We start from the raw sequence: 17,035 nt of genomic DNA, 5'->3' as shown, positions 1-17,035 counted from the left end.
GAGCGGCAGTGTGAAAGAATACCGTAGTTGACCAGGAGGAGATCATTATGAGCAAGCGCGGACGTAAGCGCAAGGACCGCAGGAATAAGCCCGCTAACCACGGCAAGCGCCCCAACGCAGGTCGCTGATCCTCGGTCTCTACAGACGCAAGGGCGTGATGGTGTTCTTCACCATCACGCCCTTCTTTGTCTGCTTCAGGCTTTTATGAAACGCGAAGCCTGGTTCAGCTGTCTGATGCTCCGAGGTTCCCTGTCAAACCGCAGCATCACCCGGCACATCTCAGCTTTGCCAGCGTATCTGGGTGCTCTCGACTGTGATCCTGGCCCGGATTCGCTCGACGAGTCCTTCAGGTGCGACATCGCAGTTGCACGAACGGCGCACAAGCTTCTTCAGCATTGATTCGATCTGGTATTCATCCGAACATTCTTCACAGTCACGCAGATGAGCTTCGATTGCCCGACAGGCTTCGGGGCTGAGTTCACCGTCGAGGTACCCGTAGATGCGTTCCAGGCTTTCCATGCGACACGAACTCCATCGGTTTGTCTCAGTCATTTCTTGACCTCCGTCTTCGCAGTGCCGATGCCTCGCTCAGCTGCGTAGTCGGTGAGCTTTTCACGCAGCTGGCGGCGTCCGCGGTGCAGTCGTGACATCACCGTGCCGATGGGCGTATCCATGATTTCGGCGATTTCTTTGTACGGGAGTCCCTCGACGTCCGCGTAGTAGACCACCATGCGGAAGTCGTCCTGCAGGCTGGCCAGCGCCTCTTTGACGTCGGAGTCAGGCATCTGGTCGAGCGCTTCGAGTTCTGCAGAACGGCCCTGATCCGAGGTGTGGCTGGCCGCTCGGTGCAGCTGCCAGTCCTGTATGTCGTCATCACTGGATTCCAGCGGCTGACGCTGCTTTTTCCTGTAGTTGTTGATGAACGTGTTCGTCAGGATCCGGTAGAGCCATGCTTTGAGATTGGTTCCCGGCTTGTACTGGTGGAAGGCCGCGTATGCCTTCAGATACGCCTCCTGCACGAGGTCTTCGGCATCTGCCGGATTGCGCGTCATGCGCATGGCGGCTGCATACAGCTGGTTGACATACTGCAGGGCGTCGGCTTCAAAGCGCGCTGCGCGCTCTTCGTCCGTTTCGCGTTCAAGGTCAATCGGTTCACTCATCACGGTCAATGCTACGTCCCCGCGATGTGCGCGCTCTGGGAAACTATCCGCGGAAGCACCAGCGGAGCCTGTCGCTTCGGTTTGAGCTGGCGACCGTCGCTCCTGGCACAGCACCATGCGATCTCCTCTCGGTCTTTTCACTGGGCACAACGGCCGGTGCCGGGCAACTATTCCGCGGCAGCCCGACCGCAGGTTCGGCCGACTCTGCCGTTCGCGGTCGTGGGCGATATGCTTGAACTGCTCTCGAAAGAAAGGACGCAGCTTTGTCTCTCGTACGGCTTATTGCCCGCCCAATGCTTGCCACGTCGTTCATCGCCAACGGCGTCAGCCGGGCACGCCGCCCCCAGTCCGCTTCTATCGCCCCTCTGACCCGACTGCTGGACGAAAAGTTCGACGTCCAGGTCAGCCCCGAACTCGTTGCCCGCGGTGCCGGTGCTGCACAGATCGCAGCCGGCAGCCTGCTTGCCATCGGCAAAATGCCGCGCCTGTCGGCCGGTCTGCTGGTGAGCACCTACCTCATCGATGTCGTTGCCGAACAGCTCGACAGTGAGGCTGAGAAGAAGACCTCCCTGGTCACCAAGACTTCGCTGCTGGGCGGAGCCCTGCTGGCCGCTGTCGACACCGCCGGCCGCCCCAGCCTGGCATGGCGTGCCCGCCACGCTGCCGAGAGCGCGTGGGACAGCATTGAAAAGCAGTCCGCTAAGGCAATGGACGCAATTTCGCCGACATCCTGATGACTGACACCCGCACTACTTGGCCCGCACCCGCTGTTTCTCAGCCGGTGCGGGCTCGTGTTTCTGTCCCCGGTTCGAAATCTCTCACCAACCGTCTGCTTGTGCTGGCAGCCCTCGCCGAGGCACCCTCGATTCTGCGGGCACCGCTGATCTCGCGGGACACTCAGCTCATGCTCGATGCGGTCACCGCTCTCGGCGGCTCTGCTGAGCTCGACGGCGACTCCGTGCGTATCACACCCATCCCGGGCGTTTCCAGCAGTGCTCCTGTTGAGGTCGCGTGCGGTCTGGCCGGGACTGTCATGCGCTTTGTTCCTTTTACGTGTGCTGCCGCCGGTGTTTCCGCCCGCTTTGACGGAGACGAACAGGCCCGCGTTCGCCCCATGGGCACCGTGCTCACGGCACTGCGCGACCTCGGTGTTGCTGTCAGCTCCGAAAACGAGGCCCTGCCGTTCACCATGACGGTCGACTCTGTGCCCCGGGGCGGATCCATCGACATCGACGCCAGCCGATCCAGCCAGTTCGTCTCCGGCCTGCTGCTGGCCGCACCGCGTTTTGCCAATGGCCTCACCGTGCGCCATACGGGCGCGTCCCTGCCTTCTGTTCCGCACATCGACATGACGATCGAAACGCTTCGCTTAGCCGGTGTCGCGGTCGACACCCCAAAGCCCAATGTGTGGAGCGTTCGCCCCGGCCCCATTGCGCCGCTGGACGTTACGGTGGAACCCGATCTGTCGAACGCCGCGACATTCCTCGCTGCCGCGCTGGTCACCGGCGGCGAAGTGACAGTGCCCCACTGGCCGGATCGCACAACGCAGGCAGGCGATGAGTTCCGCCGCATTGCGCAGGCATTCGGCGGTGAATGTGAACTCACCGGCGGCGAACTCACAGTCCGCGGCCCCAGGCAGCTGACACCCGTGGACCTCGATCTGTCCTCCGTCGGCGAACTCACCCCGGTGACAGCAGCAGTGGCAGCTGCGGTCGGCGGCACCTCGCGAATCACCGGAATCGGGCATCTGCGCGGGCACGAAACCGACAGGCTCAGCGCACTGGCGACCGAACTTTCGAGCTTAGGCGTCAAAGTAGAGGAAAGTGAGGATTCCCTCACGATCACCGGCCAGCCCTCCCACTCCGTCAGCCCACGCACAGACCGGGGCTGGAACACCTACGCGGATCACCGCATGGTCATGGCCGGAGCGGTCCTCGGGCTGGTCACCCCGGGGCTTGTCATCAACGACCCCGACACCGTCGGCAAAACACTGCCCGCATTCACCCGAATGTGGGACGAGGCTTTCGGCTGATGGCGGGCCGCTACGCGCACTTCACAGAAGAGGACTATCGTCCTCGCCCCAACCGCAAGGGCAAGCGTCGGCGGACAAAAGAGCTGCCAAGCTATGACGGAGCGATAGGCGGGATGATCACATCGGTCGACCGGGGCCGCTACAGGGTTCAGCTCGACACGGGTGTTGACGTTACGGGCGTGCGCGCCTCGCACCTGCGGCGCACTCCCCTGGTCCCGGGCGACCGTGTACGGCTGGTGGGCGATACTTCGGGAACCGAGGGAACTTTGGCCCGCATTGTCGTGCTCGACGACCGCAAGACGATTCTGCGGCGCAGCGCAGACGACAATGACGACTCCGAACGGGTGATCGTCGCCAACGCCGACCAACTGGTCATTGTCACGGCGGCAGCTGACCCAGCTCCCTCGGAAGGGCTGATCGACCGGGCGATTGCTGCGGCCTTCAATGCGTCCATCGAACCGATCCTCGCGGTCACCAAGCTCGACCTTGCGCCGATTGACTCTCTGTGTGAACGATTCGCGGACACGGGCGTCCCCATCATCGCGTGCGGTTTCGATTCTTCTGGCAAGCCGAAGACGACTGAGCTGGCTGCCCGTCTGCACGGCAGAATCAGCGTTCTGCTGGGACATTCCGGGGTGGGCAAATCAACACTCATGAATGCGCTCGTCCCCGAGGCCGACCGTGCTGTCGGGCACGTCAACCAGGTGACCGGACGCGGCCGGCACACCAGCTCATCGGCCCTCGCCCTTCCGCTGCCCGACGGCGGATGGGTCATCGACACTCCCGGAGTGCGCTCCTTCGGCCTTGCCCACGTTGATGTTGACACTGTGATCACAGCATTTTCCGACCTCGCACCGGCGACCGCACACTGTCCGCGCGGGTGCGAACACCGGGCGGACTCCCCCGGCTGTGCGCTGGACAGGTGGGTCGCCGATGGCCGCGCCGGCCAAGGAGGGGCCGCGCGGCTGGACTCGCTTCGCCGCCTTCTGGACAGTCTCGGCACTGCTTAGGCCATTCGACTAGCCTGGTGGGCATGGACGACCTCGAACTTGCCCACTATTTGGCAGACAAGGCTGACGCGCTTTCGCTGCCGGCGTTCCGCGCTCAGGATTTCAGCGTCGCACAGAAACCGGACATGACCCCCGTAACTGATGTCGACCGCGCTGTTGAACACGCCCTGCGCGAAATCATCGTCGACAACCGCCCCGACGATTCGCTGTACGGGGAGGAATTCGGCGCATCTGGAGAAAGCTCGCGTCGTTGGATCATCGACCCCATCGACGGAACCAAGAACTTTGTCCGCGGAGTTCCCGTCTACGCAACACTCATCGGCCTGTACGAAGGTGCCACTCCCCTTCTGGGCATGGTGAGCGCTCCGGCACTCGGCCGCCGCTGGTGGGGTACTCCCGAAGGTGGGGCATTCTTGAGGTTCGACGGTGATGACCGCAGGATTTCGGTCTCCGAAGTCAGTGAACTGGCCGATGCGTCGCTGGCGTTCTCATCGCTGTCCGGTTGGCGCAACCTGGGCCGCCGCGACGCATTTATTTCATTGACGGACCAGGTGTGGCGCCTGCGCGGCTATGGTGACTTTTGGTCGTACATGCTCGTAGCAGAAGGGGCCGTCGACATTGCAGCGGAACCTGAGCTCGAACTGTACGATATGGCCGCCCTTGTTCCCATTGTGCAGGCTGCCGGCGGCGTCTTCACTGACGTCGACGGTCGTCCCGGGCCGTTTGGGCCCAACGCGGTCGCATCAAACGGACACCTGCACCGAGCCGCCTTGGAGAAACTCGCATGACACCTGAGCTCAGCCCGCTGCCCGAAGAGGTCAACCGCGCTGCCGGACTGCTGGATGCTAACGGCAATCCCACCGAAACGATCTTCGGCGTCATGACGAAGTTCGCGGCCGAACACGGTGCCGTCAACCTCGGGCAGGGAGCCCCTGGAATCCCCGCGCCGGAACGGCTGCTCGACGCGGTCGACCGCGCTATGCGCGGCGGCGACAACCAGTACCCGCCCGGGCAGGGCCGCCCTGATCTCATTGAAGCGGTGTGCGCGCAGCGGCAACGCGAATACGATCACAGGATTGAGCCCGATCAGGTGCTCATCACTGTGGGTGCCACTCAGGGACTGACGAGCGCCATCATGGCGCTGCTGCCCCGCGGTGGCAAACTTGTCACCTTTGAACCGTTCTTCGACTCCTACCCTGCGGCTGTTGCAATGGCCGGGGGCGCATTCGCCACAGTGCCGCTCCTGCCCGCTGAAGGCAGCTGGCAGCCGGACTGGGATGCTTTCGAACGCGAGGTCGAGGGTGCCTCGATCATTCTGGTCAATTCGCCCCACAACCCCACCGGCACCGTGTTCTCCGCTGAGGCTCTCGATCGCATCTATGACGCGGCGGAGCGCGCGGGCGCGTGGATCCTCACAGACGAGGTCTACGAGCACCTGGTGTTCGACGAGCACCTGGTGTTCGACGAACACGAATATCAGCCGTTTGCCGCCCGCTTCCCGGATTCTGAACGCATCGTCTCAGTGTCCTCTGCCGGAAAGGCGTTCAACATCACCGGCTGGAAGATCGGCTGGCTCATTGCAGCACCTCGCGTGCGTGCCGCTTGCCAGGCAATTCAGCAGTACATGACGTTCGCCGCGGGCAATCCGCTGCAGGCAGCACTTGCGCAGGCAATCGGCGAAGGCTGGTCCTTCCCACAGGAGAACCGCGACACTCTGCAGCACAACCGCGAAATCATCGTCAGAGCACTCGAAGATGTTCCCGGTCTGCGTGTCCACGCACCGCAGGCCGGCTACTTCCTGCTGGCTGACTTCTCGCAGCTGACGGACAAGGATGCGACGGAGGTCAATGACACACTCACCCGAAAGGTGGGCGTGACGGGCATTCCCGCACCCGCGCTGTGCCGCAAGGGCTCGGAAACCGCGAAGCGCTTCCGCAGCTTCATTCGCTTCAGCTTCTGCAAGTCAACCGAAGAGGTCGAAGACGCCGCCCAGCGCATTCGCAGCAACCTCGATGTGTTCCAAAATCTCTGAGGTTTGAAGTGGGCGCGGGTACGAGCTGCGCGGGCTTCTCCCCTCACCGCAGATGTACGCCTAAGCCGCGTACGTCCCGGCTCGTAGACCAGACTCACGCTGTAATGCAGATTTGCGCGCTAATCCAGCGCATTAACGCGCGAACCTGCATTACAGCGTGAGAACAGCTCGCCATGGCGATGACCAGGAACGTCTAGGGCCCCGGCACTTCTGTGCCGGGGCCCGGTCTGCTCACCCCTGCCGAGGTGCCACGCTCCCCTGCCTTCCACCTCGGGCGTTTTCCGGTGGCTGTGGGGGCAGGACGCGGTGTCGGTCAGACTGCGTCTGTTCCCCGCTCGCCTGTGCGCACGCGGATCACATCTTCAACTGGTGTGACCCAGACTTTTCCGTCCCCGATTTCTCCGGTGTGGGCCGTAGAGACGATTGCTTCGACAGCAGAATCCAGTAGTGGATCATCAACCAGCACTTCGATGCGGACCTTGTCTACGAAGTCGACTTCGTACTCAGCGCCGCGATACATCTCGGTGTGTCCCTGTTGCTGTCCGTAGCCCCGAACCTGCCAGGCCGTCATTCCGTGTATCCCCTGGGCTTCGAGCGCCTGTTTGATTTCAGATGCCTTGAACGGCTTTACGACTGCCGTGATGAGCTTCATGTGAACTCCCTACTGTGCTTTTCGATCCGTGGTGTTTGACGCTCAAACGCTGCGCTCATAAGCGGATTCACCGTGACAGGTGATGTCAATGCCGGTGAACTCCTGCTTCGGCTGCACGCGCCAGCCCATGGTCGCCTTCAGAACCCAGGCGATGAGCGCAGTGAAGATGGCCGAAACCAGCATTGCGACGACCGCAATGAGGATCTGAACAGCGAACAGCTTGAGGCCTTCAACGCCACCTCCTGTCAGCAGTCCTCGATCGGTTGCAAGCAGTCCGACGCCGACTGTTCCCCACAGCGCGGCCACCAAGTGCACACCGACGACGTCAAGCGAATCGTCGAATCCGAACTTGAACTTCAAGCCGACTCCCCAAGCTCCCAGCAGACCGCCGATGAAGCCCAGAACGATTGCCGTCAGAGGTGTGAGGTCTCCCGCTGCCGGGGTGATTGTGACGAGACCCCGCAACAACACCGGAGGCCGCACCGAGTGAAGTCGGCTGACCTTCCGTGACTTTCTCGTAAGCGAGCCACCCGAGCATCGCCGCGCCGGTTGCGACAGTCGTGTTGATCCACGCCAGTCCAGCCGAACCACAGCAGCGCCGAGCCGAGCATGACAAACGGAACATTGTGTGGCCGGTGCGGAGACTTCATGAAGTTGTCGCGCTTACCCACGATGAGCGCAAGCACCAACGCGACAGTTCCCGCTGAGATATGAACAACCGTGCCGCCCGCGAAATCGATGGGTGCGACCGATGCCTCCTCACTCGCTGTTCCGAACAGCGCTGCCGACAGGCCGGATGCCGAATGCGACAGGAACCCTCCGCCCCACACCATGTGAGCAAGTGGAAAGTAGACGAAGGTGGCCCAAAGCGCCGCGAATGCTAACCAAGTGCCGAACTTCACGCGCTCCGCGAGAGCACCGGATATTAGAGAAACCGAAATAGCCGCAAATGTCAGCTGAAACCCAACGTCAACAATGTTGGCATATCCATTAGCACCTTCAATATAGTTTCCGCGCGAATCCAGAATAGAATCTTTCAGACCAAAGAATTCGAATGGGTTTGCAAACAGACCGCCTATTGACTGGGAACCGTAGGACATCGACCAGCCCCACAGCACGTACACGATGCTCACGACGGCGACCGCACCGAAGCTCATGAGCATCATGTTCAAAACGGACTTCTGCCTTGACATACCGCCGTAGAACAGCGCCAATGCGGGAGTCATCAATAATACGAGAGAGGCTGCGATCAGCATCCAACTCGCGTTGCCCGATGCCGCCGCTGCCTGATCCGGAGTCATTGTTCTTCCTTCCTGTGCCGTCGACCGTCTTTCTGATCTCTCTGACCTCTTTCCCGGCGATCGACGGATTAACGCTACAACACATAACTCGGATATGTAATGGATTGCTGGCTTTACGGAGAGGCGTGAAGCTGTGAGCGGGCGCCCACTCCAACTGCTTTCACAAAGCTAGCTGAAATGTCCATTGAATATTTGAAGCCGGGTGATAGAATCCAAAAGATGCTTTCACCCCTCCGAGGGGTTCCGCGAATTGCGCAGGGATGCGCAGCCTTACGATCCACAGATCCCCACGCACCGACACTTCCCCTAAAAGACGCGGCTCACCAACCCATTCCGGCACAGCAGCGAGCTGCATAAGTGCCATTCGCTCAAAGATCCACGCGCCCACTATTCAAGATGCGCATATAAACAGGTATGCACATTTTGGCGGAGCCTCCCAACCCCAACAATCTTTGTATTTGCACACCCGCATTTGTCCGCGATTTCGGAACTCCTTCATGGCTCCCCTGGCTCAACCCCTCCCGGGACCACGCCTTATGCAGTACAGCAAACTGCATCTCGCCCTGTATCTCGGCACGGGCCTGTCACGTGCTTCCGCGGCGCAGCGGTCACGCCGGCGACGGAATTTCAGACGGCGACGCCGACAAATCGGACTGCCCCCCCTGGCGACCATCCGCAGTAGGCTTCTCCAACAGAACAATCTTCTAGTCAGCTCGCTCGTCGACTCGCGGAGGACCACGATGCCCACCCCCTCATCTCAGCCCCTGCACGTACTCCTCGTAGCTGATCCAGGGCTGCCCAGCAGACGAGCGGCGTCTATCCAGGCCTCGTTGGAACGCTGCCTGCGCGAGGCGTATGGGGCCGCAACGACGCTGCAGACCTGCACCGATACGGTCTATCTGACGCCCGAAAGCGAGCTGGATTTAGACGCAGCTGAAGACCTTCGTGCTGACTACCCCGATGTCAGCGTCATCCTCATCCTCACAGAGATCCCCCGACACACCCAGGGTGCCCCTCTCATTGCCGAGGCCTACTCCGACCGCAGCCTCGCAGTTGTTTCCTGCCCCACACTCGGAGCGTGGGCCACCAAGCGTCGCATCATCAAAGTCATGATGGGCTCAGTCAACAAACTGGTTCCTTGGGGTCCCGAAACCACAACGCCCAGATTTTCTCTCCGATGGTCGAACTGGTCCCATAATGAAGATTCCGGCCATCAGTCCCTGCATGCCCACACCCTCACCGGAGGCCCGCGGCTGATCTTGGGAATGACGATTTCCAACGAACCCTGGCGCACAGCGCCAAAACTCTCAGGAGCTCTCGCCGCAGCATCTGCAACCGGAGCTTTCGGCATCTTCTACAGTTCGATCTGGCAGATGTCGACCTACCTGTCCACGCTCCGCCTGCTCTCAATCGGCGCTCTCGCCATCGTGGTAATGGTCGCCTGGTTGATCATCAGTCACAGACTCTGGGACCAACCGATCAACGAACGACTGGCCACAGTGGTCATGTACTACAACCTCTCCACCGTGCTCACACTCCTGGTCACTGTGTTCGCACTCTTCGCGACATTGGTCGTCCTCATTCTCCTGGGCGGCCTCGTCGTGATCGATCCGGAGTTTATGACCCAGCAGATTCAGCAAGACGCATCGTTGACCAACTATCTCGATATCGCATGGCTCAGCGCAGCCATGGGTGTGGTGGCCGGCGGCATCGGCGCCAATTTCGACACTGACACCGACGTGCGAAGGCTGACTCATGGTCAGCGGATGCGGCAGCGAATCTATACAGACAACAGCACAGACGACACGGTCGAGAACAGCTGAGCGATATCTGGCTGGGGCTGCGCGCCAGCTTGGGCGGCCCCGCCCTTGTTCCCGCTAAGACGACTGCCGTCCGCTGCCCAGCGCAACCCAGCCTCGCGCTCTAATGCAGATCCACGCGCAAATGCGCTGCATTAAAGCGTGAAAGCACATTAAAGCGAGCACCCATCGCAACGAACATCGGCGGGAAGCCAACACGGCCGCCGCGCCGCACTTCGTCCCGACAAGCACCGACGGCGGCGAACATATAGAGCCTTCAGCGCAGGAACCATGACCCGACGCATATGCAGCCCAAACACAAAAAATCCCGGGATACCTGTGCTAGGTATCCCGGGATTTTTACGTGGTGGCGGGGGAGGGATTCGAACCCTCGACCTCCGGGTTATGAGCCCGGCGAGCTACCGAACTGCTCCACCCCGCGGTGCGTGTTCAACTATACGGAACATTGCGGTGAACACCAAATTACAGGCATGTGATGTGCATCGCACCACCCTCGCTGAAGCGAGCGGGGCCACCGCGCCCGCTCCGACCACCTCACGGTCGCCGGAGCGAACGGAACGGACGCCGCTGAGGTCAATCCCCTGCGCCCTGTCCCGCACCGGCGTCTGCACCGTCAGCCTTCATGGCTTTGTCCAGTGCGTCACGCAGGCGATCCTGAGCCTTGCCGTACTCGTCCCAGTTGCCTTCCTTCATAGCATCGTCCGAGTCCTTCATGGCCTTGTCAGCTTCCTTCAGAGCCGCGTCAAGTCCGGAACCGCCTCCAGAGGCGTTCTTGTCGCCGCCATCCGAACCGTCAGCGGTGACGGACCCCTTTTCTTCGTCTGAAGCCTGACCGGACTGACCGTGGTCGCCTGCGGACACACCGGAGTCGCCCCCGAACACCTGGTCGAGCGCTTCGTCAAGAGTGGGCGCAAAGCCGATCTGCTCGCCGAATGCCACAAGGACTCGCTGCAGAACCGGATAGGAGGTTTCACCCTGCGAACGCACATAGACCGGCTGCACATAGAGTAGGCCACCGCCGATTGGCAGTGTGAGCAGGTTGCCGTTCTCCACCTTCGATTCGCCCTGACGCAGCAGGTTGAGGTTCTGCTGAATGGCCGGTTCGGTGTTGAAGTTGTTCTGCGCCTGACCGGGACCGGGCACGGTGGTGTTGCGCGGCAGCTGCAGCAGGCGCAGCCGGCCGTACTCCTCGCTGACCTTGCCCTTTTCGCTGCCCGCGTCACCGCTGGCGGCGAAGTAGCCGGTGAGGTTGTTGCGCGTCTGCCCCTCAATGGGACGCGGAATGAAGCTCGAGGTCAACGAGAACGTGGGTTGATCCTGACCCGGCATCTGCAGGGTCATGTAGTACGGCGGCTGCATGAGCCGTTCCTCGCGGTCAACCGTCGGGTCGAGCGGAGTGGTCCAGAAGTCCTGCTTGGTGTAGAACGAGTTCGCATCCGGCACGTGGTACTGCGTGAGCAGCTGACGCTGAACCTTGAAGAGGTCTTCCGGGTAGCGGACGTGGCTCATGAGGTCACCGCTGATCTCCGAAATCGGCTTGAGCGCGTTCGGGAAGATCTTCGACCATGACTGCAGAAGCGGATCTTCTTCATCCCAGGCGTACATGTCAATAGAACCGTCGTACGCATCGACAGCAACCTTGACTGAGTTGCGAATGTAGTTGACCTTCTGCGGCGGAAGCGCAGCCACAGAACCCTGCCGCTGGGTGTTGGAGTCTTCCGTCACATTCTGGAGAACCTGCGGTGTTGAATACGGGTAGTTCGAGCTCGTGGTGTAGGCGTCGACGATCCACTTGATGCGGCCGTCGACCACGGTCGGATACGGATCGCCGTCCACTTCGAGGAACGGTGCGATCTTCTTGACGCGTTCGCGTGGCTGTCGGTTGAACAGAATCTGCGATTCCGGATTGACGGCATCCGAGAGGACGATCTGCTCGTCCTGGAACTTCACCGCGAAGGCCAGACGGTTGAACAGGCTGCCCACGTTCGGTCCGCCCTCACCCTGGAAGGTCGTGTAGACCTGAGCGCCGCCGTCCTTTTCATCGTCGGTCGGGTAGTCGATTTCGCGCTTCTCACCGTCCTCGGGTCCGCCGACAATCGAGTAGGTGGGCGACTGTTCGCCGAAGTAGACGCGCGGTTCGTATTCGCCGAGCTCGCCGGTTGGCGGGATGTTGGACTCAAGGAACGCCGGACGCCCGTCGGCTCCCTGTTTGTTGCCGTAGGCGGCAACAATTCCGAAGCCGTGCGTGTAGACAACCGCCTGGTTGAGCCACGAAGCAGAAGCCTGTGATTCCGGATTGAGTTCACGCACCGAAATCACGGTGTCCTGCTGTTTGCCGTCGATTTCATAGCGGTCGACGTCCAGCTGCTCGGGGAAGGAATAGAACGACCGCTGCTGCTGCAGCTGTCGGAACGTGTCCGACACCAGGTTCGGGTCCAGGAGTCGAATAGAAGCCGCAGTTTCAGCGTCAGCCCGAAGGGCACCTCGTTCGCCTTCTGTGGAGGGCTTGTACTGCTGCACTTCGACATCGTCAATGCCGTAGGCATCCCGCGTGGCATCAATGTTGCGCTGCAGGTAGTCCTTCTCAAGGCTCTGCTCACTCGGCTGCACCATGAACTGCTGCACTGCCGCGGGCAGGCCGATGATGGAAACAGCGCCGAGCACCAGCAGCATGACGACTGACACCACCGAAAGCTTCCACATGTCTCGGAAGGCATTGGCAGCAAGCAGGGCCGCAACGACCACGCCGGCAATGGCGATGATGAGCAGTGCCGGAATCGTGATGTTCACGGCGGTGTAGGTGGCACCGGCCATGAGACCGGATTCGTCCATCAGCCGAGTGTAGCGCTGCAGGAAGATGCGGCCAGCCTGAATAAGAACCAGGATCGCTGCCGTCACCGCCAGCTGCACGCGAGCTGCGCGGGTCAGCTGAATGCCCTTCTCTTCGCCGGGTCGGATCCCGCCGAAAAGGTAGTGGGCGACAGCTGCAGCGACAAGCGACAGCAGCGCCGCCATCGCCAGGAAGTCACCAACCACTTTCAGCATCGGCAAGGTGAACACGTAGAACGAAATGTCCAGACCGAATTCCGGGTCTGCTTTGCCAAACGGCGTGGGATTGAGGAAAAGGAGGACCTCTTTCCACGCACCACTCAACGACACTCCGCCGATACCGCCGATGACCAGGGGCATGACAATCGTCATGAGACGGCGCAGCGGTTCAATGGCTTCCCGATAGCGGTCGAGGTTTTCCTGCTGCGGAGTCTGCGGCACATAGACCGGACGCTTGCGGTACGCCAGCGTCAGCGGAAGAAAGACAGCAAGACCCATGACGATGAGTCCGACTGCGAACAGTGCAATCCGGGTGATCCACTCCTTGGTGAACACCGCCAGGTAGTCAACCTGGGAGAACCACAGGACATCCGTATAGATCTGCGCAAAGAGCACGTAGAGCGCCAGCAGGGCAATGACCGCGGCTATCGTCAGCACGAGGGGCGATGGGCCCTTTCGCTTCGCTGTTTCCTGACTGTTGGACACTGGGTTCCTTTCGAAGGCTCTCACTTGTCGGCGCTGCACGAAGGCAGGTCGGATGTTCGGTCTTCTGCAATGTCCTCCAGCGCGGTCCTCGCCGCGTGGAGATTGTCAATTCCTATGACCGTGATTTCACGGTTCTCGGCGGCTTCAAGCGCTTCGGGGCAGTTGCCGCGCGGAGACAGGAAATACTCGCTGCCCGCGTCGTCAGCGGCAGCTACCTTCTGGCGCGCTCCCCCAATGGGCTGGACTGTGCCGTCGGCCGTGATCGCTCCGGTTCCGGCGACCTTCTTGTCGCCTGCGAGCGGGCCTTCGGTCAGCTTGTCGATGATCGTCAGGGCGAACACGGTGCCCGCTGACGGCCCTCCGACGTTGTCGAGGTTGAACTTCACGTCAACGGGGAAATCGAAGTCCTGGTCGAGCAGGACTCCCATCCGGTGTTCGCCGTCGAGCATCGTCGGCTGGATCGTTTCGGTCCGCTGCTGCCCTTCGCTTTCGAGGCGGAGCTCCACTGGCTGGCCCTTTTCGACTTCGCCGTGAATTGTCTGCAGGGCGTCGGGCCCTTCGACTTCTTTGCCGTTGATGGCGAGCACAGTTTCGCCCTGGGTGACTTTGCCGCGCGCCGGCCCGTCTGCTGGATCTTCAGCCACCCGCATGCGCACCGTGTAGTCCATGCCCAGTTCGCTGAGTGCCGCGGCTGTCGCAACGTCCTGCGAACTGGTCATCTGCGCCGTGTTCGTCTGGCTGACCTGCTCTCCCGTGATTTCCAGCGGGTAGAGGGACTCGGTCGGCACGACCGTCTCTGTACCCTTGACCAGCCCGATGAATGCGCGCAGGGCGCTCATGTGTCGATCTGGGCCTCCCACCACGCCGACGGTGAGCATATTGAGCTGCCCGTCAGTGGGATAGGTCTGCGCACCCGTGATTTCAACGACGTCCTTGTCGGTGTCTTCGACTTTGCCGAGCGTATTGAACACCGGCCCCGGAGTTTCTACGATGTACGCCACGGGCACAACAGCGGCGATGAGCACGAACACGAACGCGAGAAAGCCCGAAAGAGCGAATGCGGAGATCCGCCTGCGGGGCTGGTGAGAGGGCCTGGCCACAGTGTCCTTTCGGTTTGTCGGCTTGCAGCATTCTAGTCGGTGCTGCAGCGCGACCACCATTTGGCATTACGTCCTCAGCGAAATGCGCACTCCCTGCGGCGCAGGGAAATCTTTTGAGCCCGGGCTTCGTTACTCTGAGAAGAACGATCAACCCTTGGGGGCCAACATGAGTGATGACAAAGACCGTCCAGATGACGACCCGATGAACAACATGTTCGGCATGTTCTTCAGCGGCGGGCAGGGACCTTTCAGCATGGATCCAGGCCAGCTGGGCTCGATGATGAGCCGCTTCCAATCGATGATGACCCCTCCCGATCCCGAAGACGCCGCTCTGCAGACAGCCGAAAGCGCCGTCCCCCAACCTGACCCGACCGTCACGAGCGAGACCAGCCAAGCCGCGGCAGACGCATTCCGACTTGCCGAACTGTGGCTGTCGAAGGTGACAGACGCCTCGTCAGAGGCTGCGAGTGTTGAAGCACTCAGCCGTCGAGGCTGGGTCAAGGAAACCATCGGCGGCTGGCTGTCGCTGGCCTCCCCCATTCAGGAGCGCACCGCCTCGGGACTGACCGAGAGCATTTCTGAGCAGATTCCCGAGGAGATGCGCGGCTTTCTCAGCAGCGCGCAGCCGATGCTCGCCTCCATGACCACCTCGATGTTCGCCTCTCAGCTGGGACAGGCCGCGGCGGCACTGTCCGGCTCCGTACTCACCGGCACGGAGTACGGCCTGCCGCTTGCAGCCAGCGGACGTCCGTCCATGGTCAGCGCGAACATCACCGGCTTCGCCGCCGAAATCGACGTCGACGTCAACGAGCTGCGCATCTACCTGGCCACACTGGAACTGGCGCACTACGCACTCTTTGCGCGCGCTGCGTGGCTGCGCAAGCACATTGAAGACGCCGTGCGCGCCTACGCCGCGACGGTGGAAGTCAACGGCAGCGCACTCGGCGGAATCGCACCGGACATGGATCCGCAGAAAATGCAGGAAGCGGCCGAACAGATGCAGAAGGAACTGTTCAAACCAGCCGACACGGCGGAGCGCCGAGCCGCCGAGCAGAATCTCCAGCGCCTGCTGTCGACGGTGGCCGGCTGGACTGATGTCGTCGCCTACGCCGCGGTTGAACCACTCGAGAAGCGCGACCAGATCCGCGAAGCACTGCGGGAGCGCTACAGCGCCCAGTCCGAAGCAGAAGCCGAATTCGCTTCGCTCATCGGCCTGAACATCCACCCGACCCGCCTCAACGATGCGGTTCAGCTGTTCACCTTCCTCGAACAGACAGAAGGCGCCGAAGCGCGCGACGCGGTGTTCAACCAGGCCGAGTCCCTGCCGTCTGCTGTTGATCTTGACGACCCACTGGGCTACCTGGAGCGCCGCAGCCCCGAAACCGGGGATGCCGATATTGACAACATGGATGAAGCACTCCAGCGGCTTCTGGACGAGGAGTCCGGCAAGAACGACTGAGCATCGGCGGCTTCTGCTGTACCGTGCTGAAGCCGAACTCAACGGAAGGGCGCTGTGGGCATACCCCCAGCGCCCTTCGCGTCAGCTGCGGACTTCAGCTGCCTGCCGCACGATCGTGCGTCAGCCGCACACCGCGGCCTCAGCGGCATCCTCGCCGTGAGCGAAGCCTGCGAGAAAGATCTCCGCATCAGCCGTTCGCGGGTGCCGGTTCGCCAGCGCCCGAAAAGCCGGCGAGTGGTCGAGGTGCCGCAAGTGCGCGAGTTCGTGAACAAGAACCGCTTCAAGCACCCAGCGAGGAACGTTCCGCAGACGGTCCGACACCCTGATGTCGCCCGTCAGGCCGCTGGCAGAGGCGAATCTGCGCCGCTGGTTGCCTGTCCAGCGCACCGAGCCCGGTTCGATTCCATCGCCGAAATACCGTTGGTTGAGCTCTTCTGCCAAGGCGCGAAGCTTGTCGTCACTTCGCGGAGCGTTAGCCCGCCGGCGCTGCGCACGCTCTAAGAGCTCGGCTATTCCAGCGAGGTTTGCAGTGACGTCAAAACGCTGGGGCACCGCAAGCTTCCAAGCGTCGCCCGCAGGCTGGAGCGTGTAGGTTTTCTTTCTGCGCGCAGAGCGCACAACCGTCATCTCGCCGCTGCGCAGCATCCGTTCAACTTCTGCCGCAGTCATGGTGCTCATCCAAGCAGAGGCCGCGTTCGAGAACAAAGTGACACCAAAAGACAACTGGTGTGATAGACACCACACTGTTAAATCCAACAGTTTCTCGAATTTTATGAATCAACACCCGAAAGCCTTGTGTTTCCGGGATTCCGCACCCTTTGCCAGCACCGTTATCCACATCAGTTTCCACAAGCCCGGGAGAAGTCTCCACAGAGAATCCGCACATGTCCACACTGCCGCCGGGAAATCGCTTTGACGGCACCCCACACAGCCCT

14 protein-coding genes, 1 tRNA gene and 1 pseudogene are annotated in these 17,035 nt (G+C 61.4%); 8 read left to right on the top strand and 8 right to left on the bottom strand.

The window, feature by feature from the left end:
- Positions 1-47: 47 nt before the first annotated feature.
- Positions 48-128: a 50S ribosomal protein bL37 gene (locus GC119_RS11230; protein ID WP_370919328.1), complete on the top strand. Its 81-nt coding sequence runs from the start codon at positions 48-50 to the stop codon at positions 126-128.
- 151 nt (positions 129-279) lie between these two features.
- Here the strand turns inward: GC119_RS11230 and rsrA are convergent, their stop codons facing one another.
- Both rsrA and GC119_RS00630 read right to left on the bottom strand, forming a co-directional pair.
- Positions 280-519 (bottom strand): mycothiol system anti-sigma-R factor, encoded by a 240-nt coding sequence (rsrA, locus tag GC119_RS00635; RefSeq protein ID WP_083304107.1) that lies wholly within the window; start codon positions 517-519, stop codon positions 280-282.
- Between the two features lie 29 nt (positions 520-548).
- Positions 549-1,160, bottom strand: a complete 612-nt coding sequence (locus GC119_RS00630; protein WP_070573867.1) for a sigma-70 family RNA polymerase sigma factor — start codon at positions 1,158-1,160, stop codon at positions 549-551.
- A 263-nt stretch (positions 1,161-1,423) separates the two neighbouring features.
- Here GC119_RS00630 and GC119_RS00625 point away from each other — a divergent pair, with 263 nt between their 5' ends.
- From GC119_RS00625 to GC119_RS00605, 5 genes are read left to right on the top strand one after another with little or no spacing between them, the layout of a single operon-like run.
- Positions 1,424-1,894, top strand: coding sequence for a DoxX family membrane protein (locus tag GC119_RS00625; protein WP_083304108.1), 471 nt, complete (start codon positions 1,424-1,426; stop codon positions 1,892-1,894).
- The gene (gene aroA / locus GC119_RS00620) at positions 1,894-3,192 is read left to right on the top strand and encodes a 3-phosphoshikimate 1-carboxyvinyltransferase (RefSeq protein ID WP_070573868.1); all 1,299 of its coding nucleotides are present in this window, start codon (positions 1,894-1,896) and stop codon (positions 3,190-3,192) included. The genes GC119_RS00625 and aroA overlap by 1 nt, the downstream gene beginning before the upstream one ends.
- Complete coding sequence (gene rsgA / locus GC119_RS00615; RefSeq protein WP_070573870.1) at positions 3,192-4,202, top strand: ribosome small subunit-dependent GTPase A; 1,011 nt, start codon at positions 3,192-3,194, stop codon at positions 4,200-4,202. The genes aroA and rsgA overlap by 1 nt, the downstream gene beginning before the upstream one ends.
- A 23-nt stretch (positions 4,203-4,225) precedes the next feature.
- Complete coding sequence (gene hisN / locus GC119_RS00610; protein WP_070573872.1) at positions 4,226-4,990, top strand: histidinol-phosphatase; 765 nt, start codon at positions 4,226-4,228, stop codon at positions 4,988-4,990.
- Positions 4,987-6,234 carry an aminotransferase class I/II-fold pyridoxal phosphate-dependent enzyme gene (locus GC119_RS00605; protein ID WP_070573874.1) on the top strand — a complete coding sequence of 416 codons (1,248 nt, stop codon included), beginning with the start codon at positions 4,987-4,989 and terminating at the stop codon, positions 6,232-6,234. The genes hisN and GC119_RS00605 overlap by 4 nt, the downstream gene beginning before the upstream one ends.
- Before the next feature lie 313 nt (positions 6,235-6,547).
- Here GC119_RS00605 and GC119_RS00600 read toward each other — a convergent pair whose 3' ends face one another.
- Entirely contained in the window at positions 6,548-6,886 is a 339-nt protein-coding gene (locus GC119_RS00600) for a P-II family nitrogen regulator (protein WP_070573876.1), read from the bottom strand.
- A 42-nt stretch (positions 6,887-6,928) separates the two neighbouring features.
- Positions 6,929-8,142, bottom strand: a pseudogene (locus GC119_RS00595) (ammonium transporter).
- A 785-nt stretch (positions 8,143-8,927) separates the two neighbouring features.
- On the opposite strand from GC119_RS00595, the gene GC119_RS00590 reads away from it, so the two are divergent.
- Positions 8,928-10,010, top strand: a complete 1,083-nt coding sequence (locus tag GC119_RS00590) for a hypothetical protein (RefSeq protein WP_070573878.1) — start codon at positions 8,928-8,930, stop codon at positions 10,008-10,010.
- 341 nt (positions 10,011-10,351) lie between these two features.
- On the opposite strand, the gene GC119_RS00585 is transcribed toward GC119_RS00590, so the two are convergent.
- The 3 genes from GC119_RS00585 to GC119_RS00575 all read right to left on the bottom strand — a co-directional run bounded on the left by GC119_RS00585 (position 10,352) and on the right by GC119_RS00575 (position 14,641).
- Positions 10,352-10,428 (bottom strand) — tRNA-Met (locus GC119_RS00585).
- 152 nt (positions 10,429-10,580) lie between these two features.
- The gene (locus tag GC119_RS00580; protein WP_070573880.1) at positions 10,581-13,541 is read right to left on the bottom strand and encodes a UPF0182 family protein; all 2,961 of its coding nucleotides are present in this window, start codon (positions 13,539-13,541) and stop codon (positions 10,581-10,583) included.
- A 20-nt stretch (positions 13,542-13,561) separates the two neighbouring features.
- Positions 13,562-14,641: a PDZ domain-containing protein gene (locus tag GC119_RS00575; RefSeq protein WP_176745889.1), complete on the bottom strand. Its 1,080-nt coding sequence runs from the start codon at positions 14,639-14,641 to the stop codon at positions 13,562-13,564.
- Positions 14,642-14,807: 166 nt separating this feature from the next.
- Between GC119_RS00575 and GC119_RS00570 the strand changes: the two genes are divergently transcribed.
- Positions 14,808-16,100, top strand: a complete 1,293-nt coding sequence (locus GC119_RS00570; RefSeq protein WP_070777674.1) for a zinc-dependent metalloprotease — start codon at positions 14,808-14,810, stop codon at positions 16,098-16,100.
- 120 nt (positions 16,101-16,220) lie between these two features.
- On the opposite strand, the gene GC119_RS00565 is transcribed toward GC119_RS00570, so the two are convergent.
- On the bottom strand, positions 16,221-16,769 hold the full coding sequence (locus GC119_RS00565) for a M48 family metallopeptidase (RefSeq protein ID WP_226829139.1): 549 nt from the start codon (positions 16,767-16,769) through the stop codon (positions 16,221-16,223).
- Positions 16,770-17,035: the final 266 nt, after the last annotated feature.

This window comes from Brevibacterium sp. Marseille-P9724, assembly GCF_902500275.1.
Classification (GTDB): domain Bacteria; phylum Actinomycetota; class Actinomycetes; order Actinomycetales; family Brevibacteriaceae; genus Brevibacterium.
Note: the sequence above shows the minus strand (reverse complement) of the source record. Positions and strands in the feature narration are given on the sequence as shown.

What these genes read in the sequence shown, in the direction of transcription:
- GC119_RS11230 (WP_370919328.1), top strand. Translation starts at nt 48, where the DNA reads ATGAGCAAGCGCGGACGTAAGCGCAAGGACCGCAGGAATAAGCCCGCT.
- rsrA (WP_083304107.1), bottom strand. Translation starts at nt 519, where the DNA reads ATGGAAAGCCTGGAACGCATCTACGGGTACCTCGACGGTGAACTCAGC.
- GC119_RS00630 (WP_070573867.1), bottom strand. Translation starts at nt 1,160, where the DNA reads ATGAGTGAACCGATTGACCTTGAACGCGAAACGGACGAAGAGCGCGCA.
- aroA (WP_070573868.1), top strand. Translation starts at nt 1,894, where the DNA reads ATGACTGACACCCGCACTACTTGGCCCGCACCCGCTGTTTCTCAGCCG.
- rsgA (WP_070573870.1), top strand. Translation starts at nt 3,192, where the DNA reads ATGGCGGGCCGCTACGCGCACTTCACAGAAGAGGACTATCGTCCTCGC.
- hisN (WP_070573872.1), top strand. Translation starts at nt 4,226, where the DNA reads ATGGACGACCTCGAACTTGCCCACTATTTGGCAGACAAGGCTGACGCG.
- GC119_RS00605 (WP_070573874.1), top strand. Translation starts at nt 4,987, where the DNA reads ATGACACCTGAGCTCAGCCCGCTGCCCGAAGAGGTCAACCGCGCTGCC.
- GC119_RS00600 (WP_070573876.1), bottom strand. Translation starts at nt 6,886, where the DNA reads ATGAAGCTCATCACGGCAGTCGTAAAGCCGTTCAAGGCATCTGAAATC.
- GC119_RS00590 (WP_070573878.1), top strand. Translation starts at nt 8,928, where the DNA reads ATGCCCACCCCCTCATCTCAGCCCCTGCACGTACTCCTCGTAGCTGAT.
- GC119_RS00570 (WP_070777674.1), top strand. Translation starts at nt 14,808, where the DNA reads ATGAGTGATGACAAAGACCGTCCAGATGACGACCCGATGAACAACATG.
- GC119_RS00565 (WP_226829139.1), bottom strand. Translation starts at nt 16,769, where the DNA reads ATGACTGCGGCAGAAGTTGAACGGATGCTGCGCAGCGGCGAGATGACG.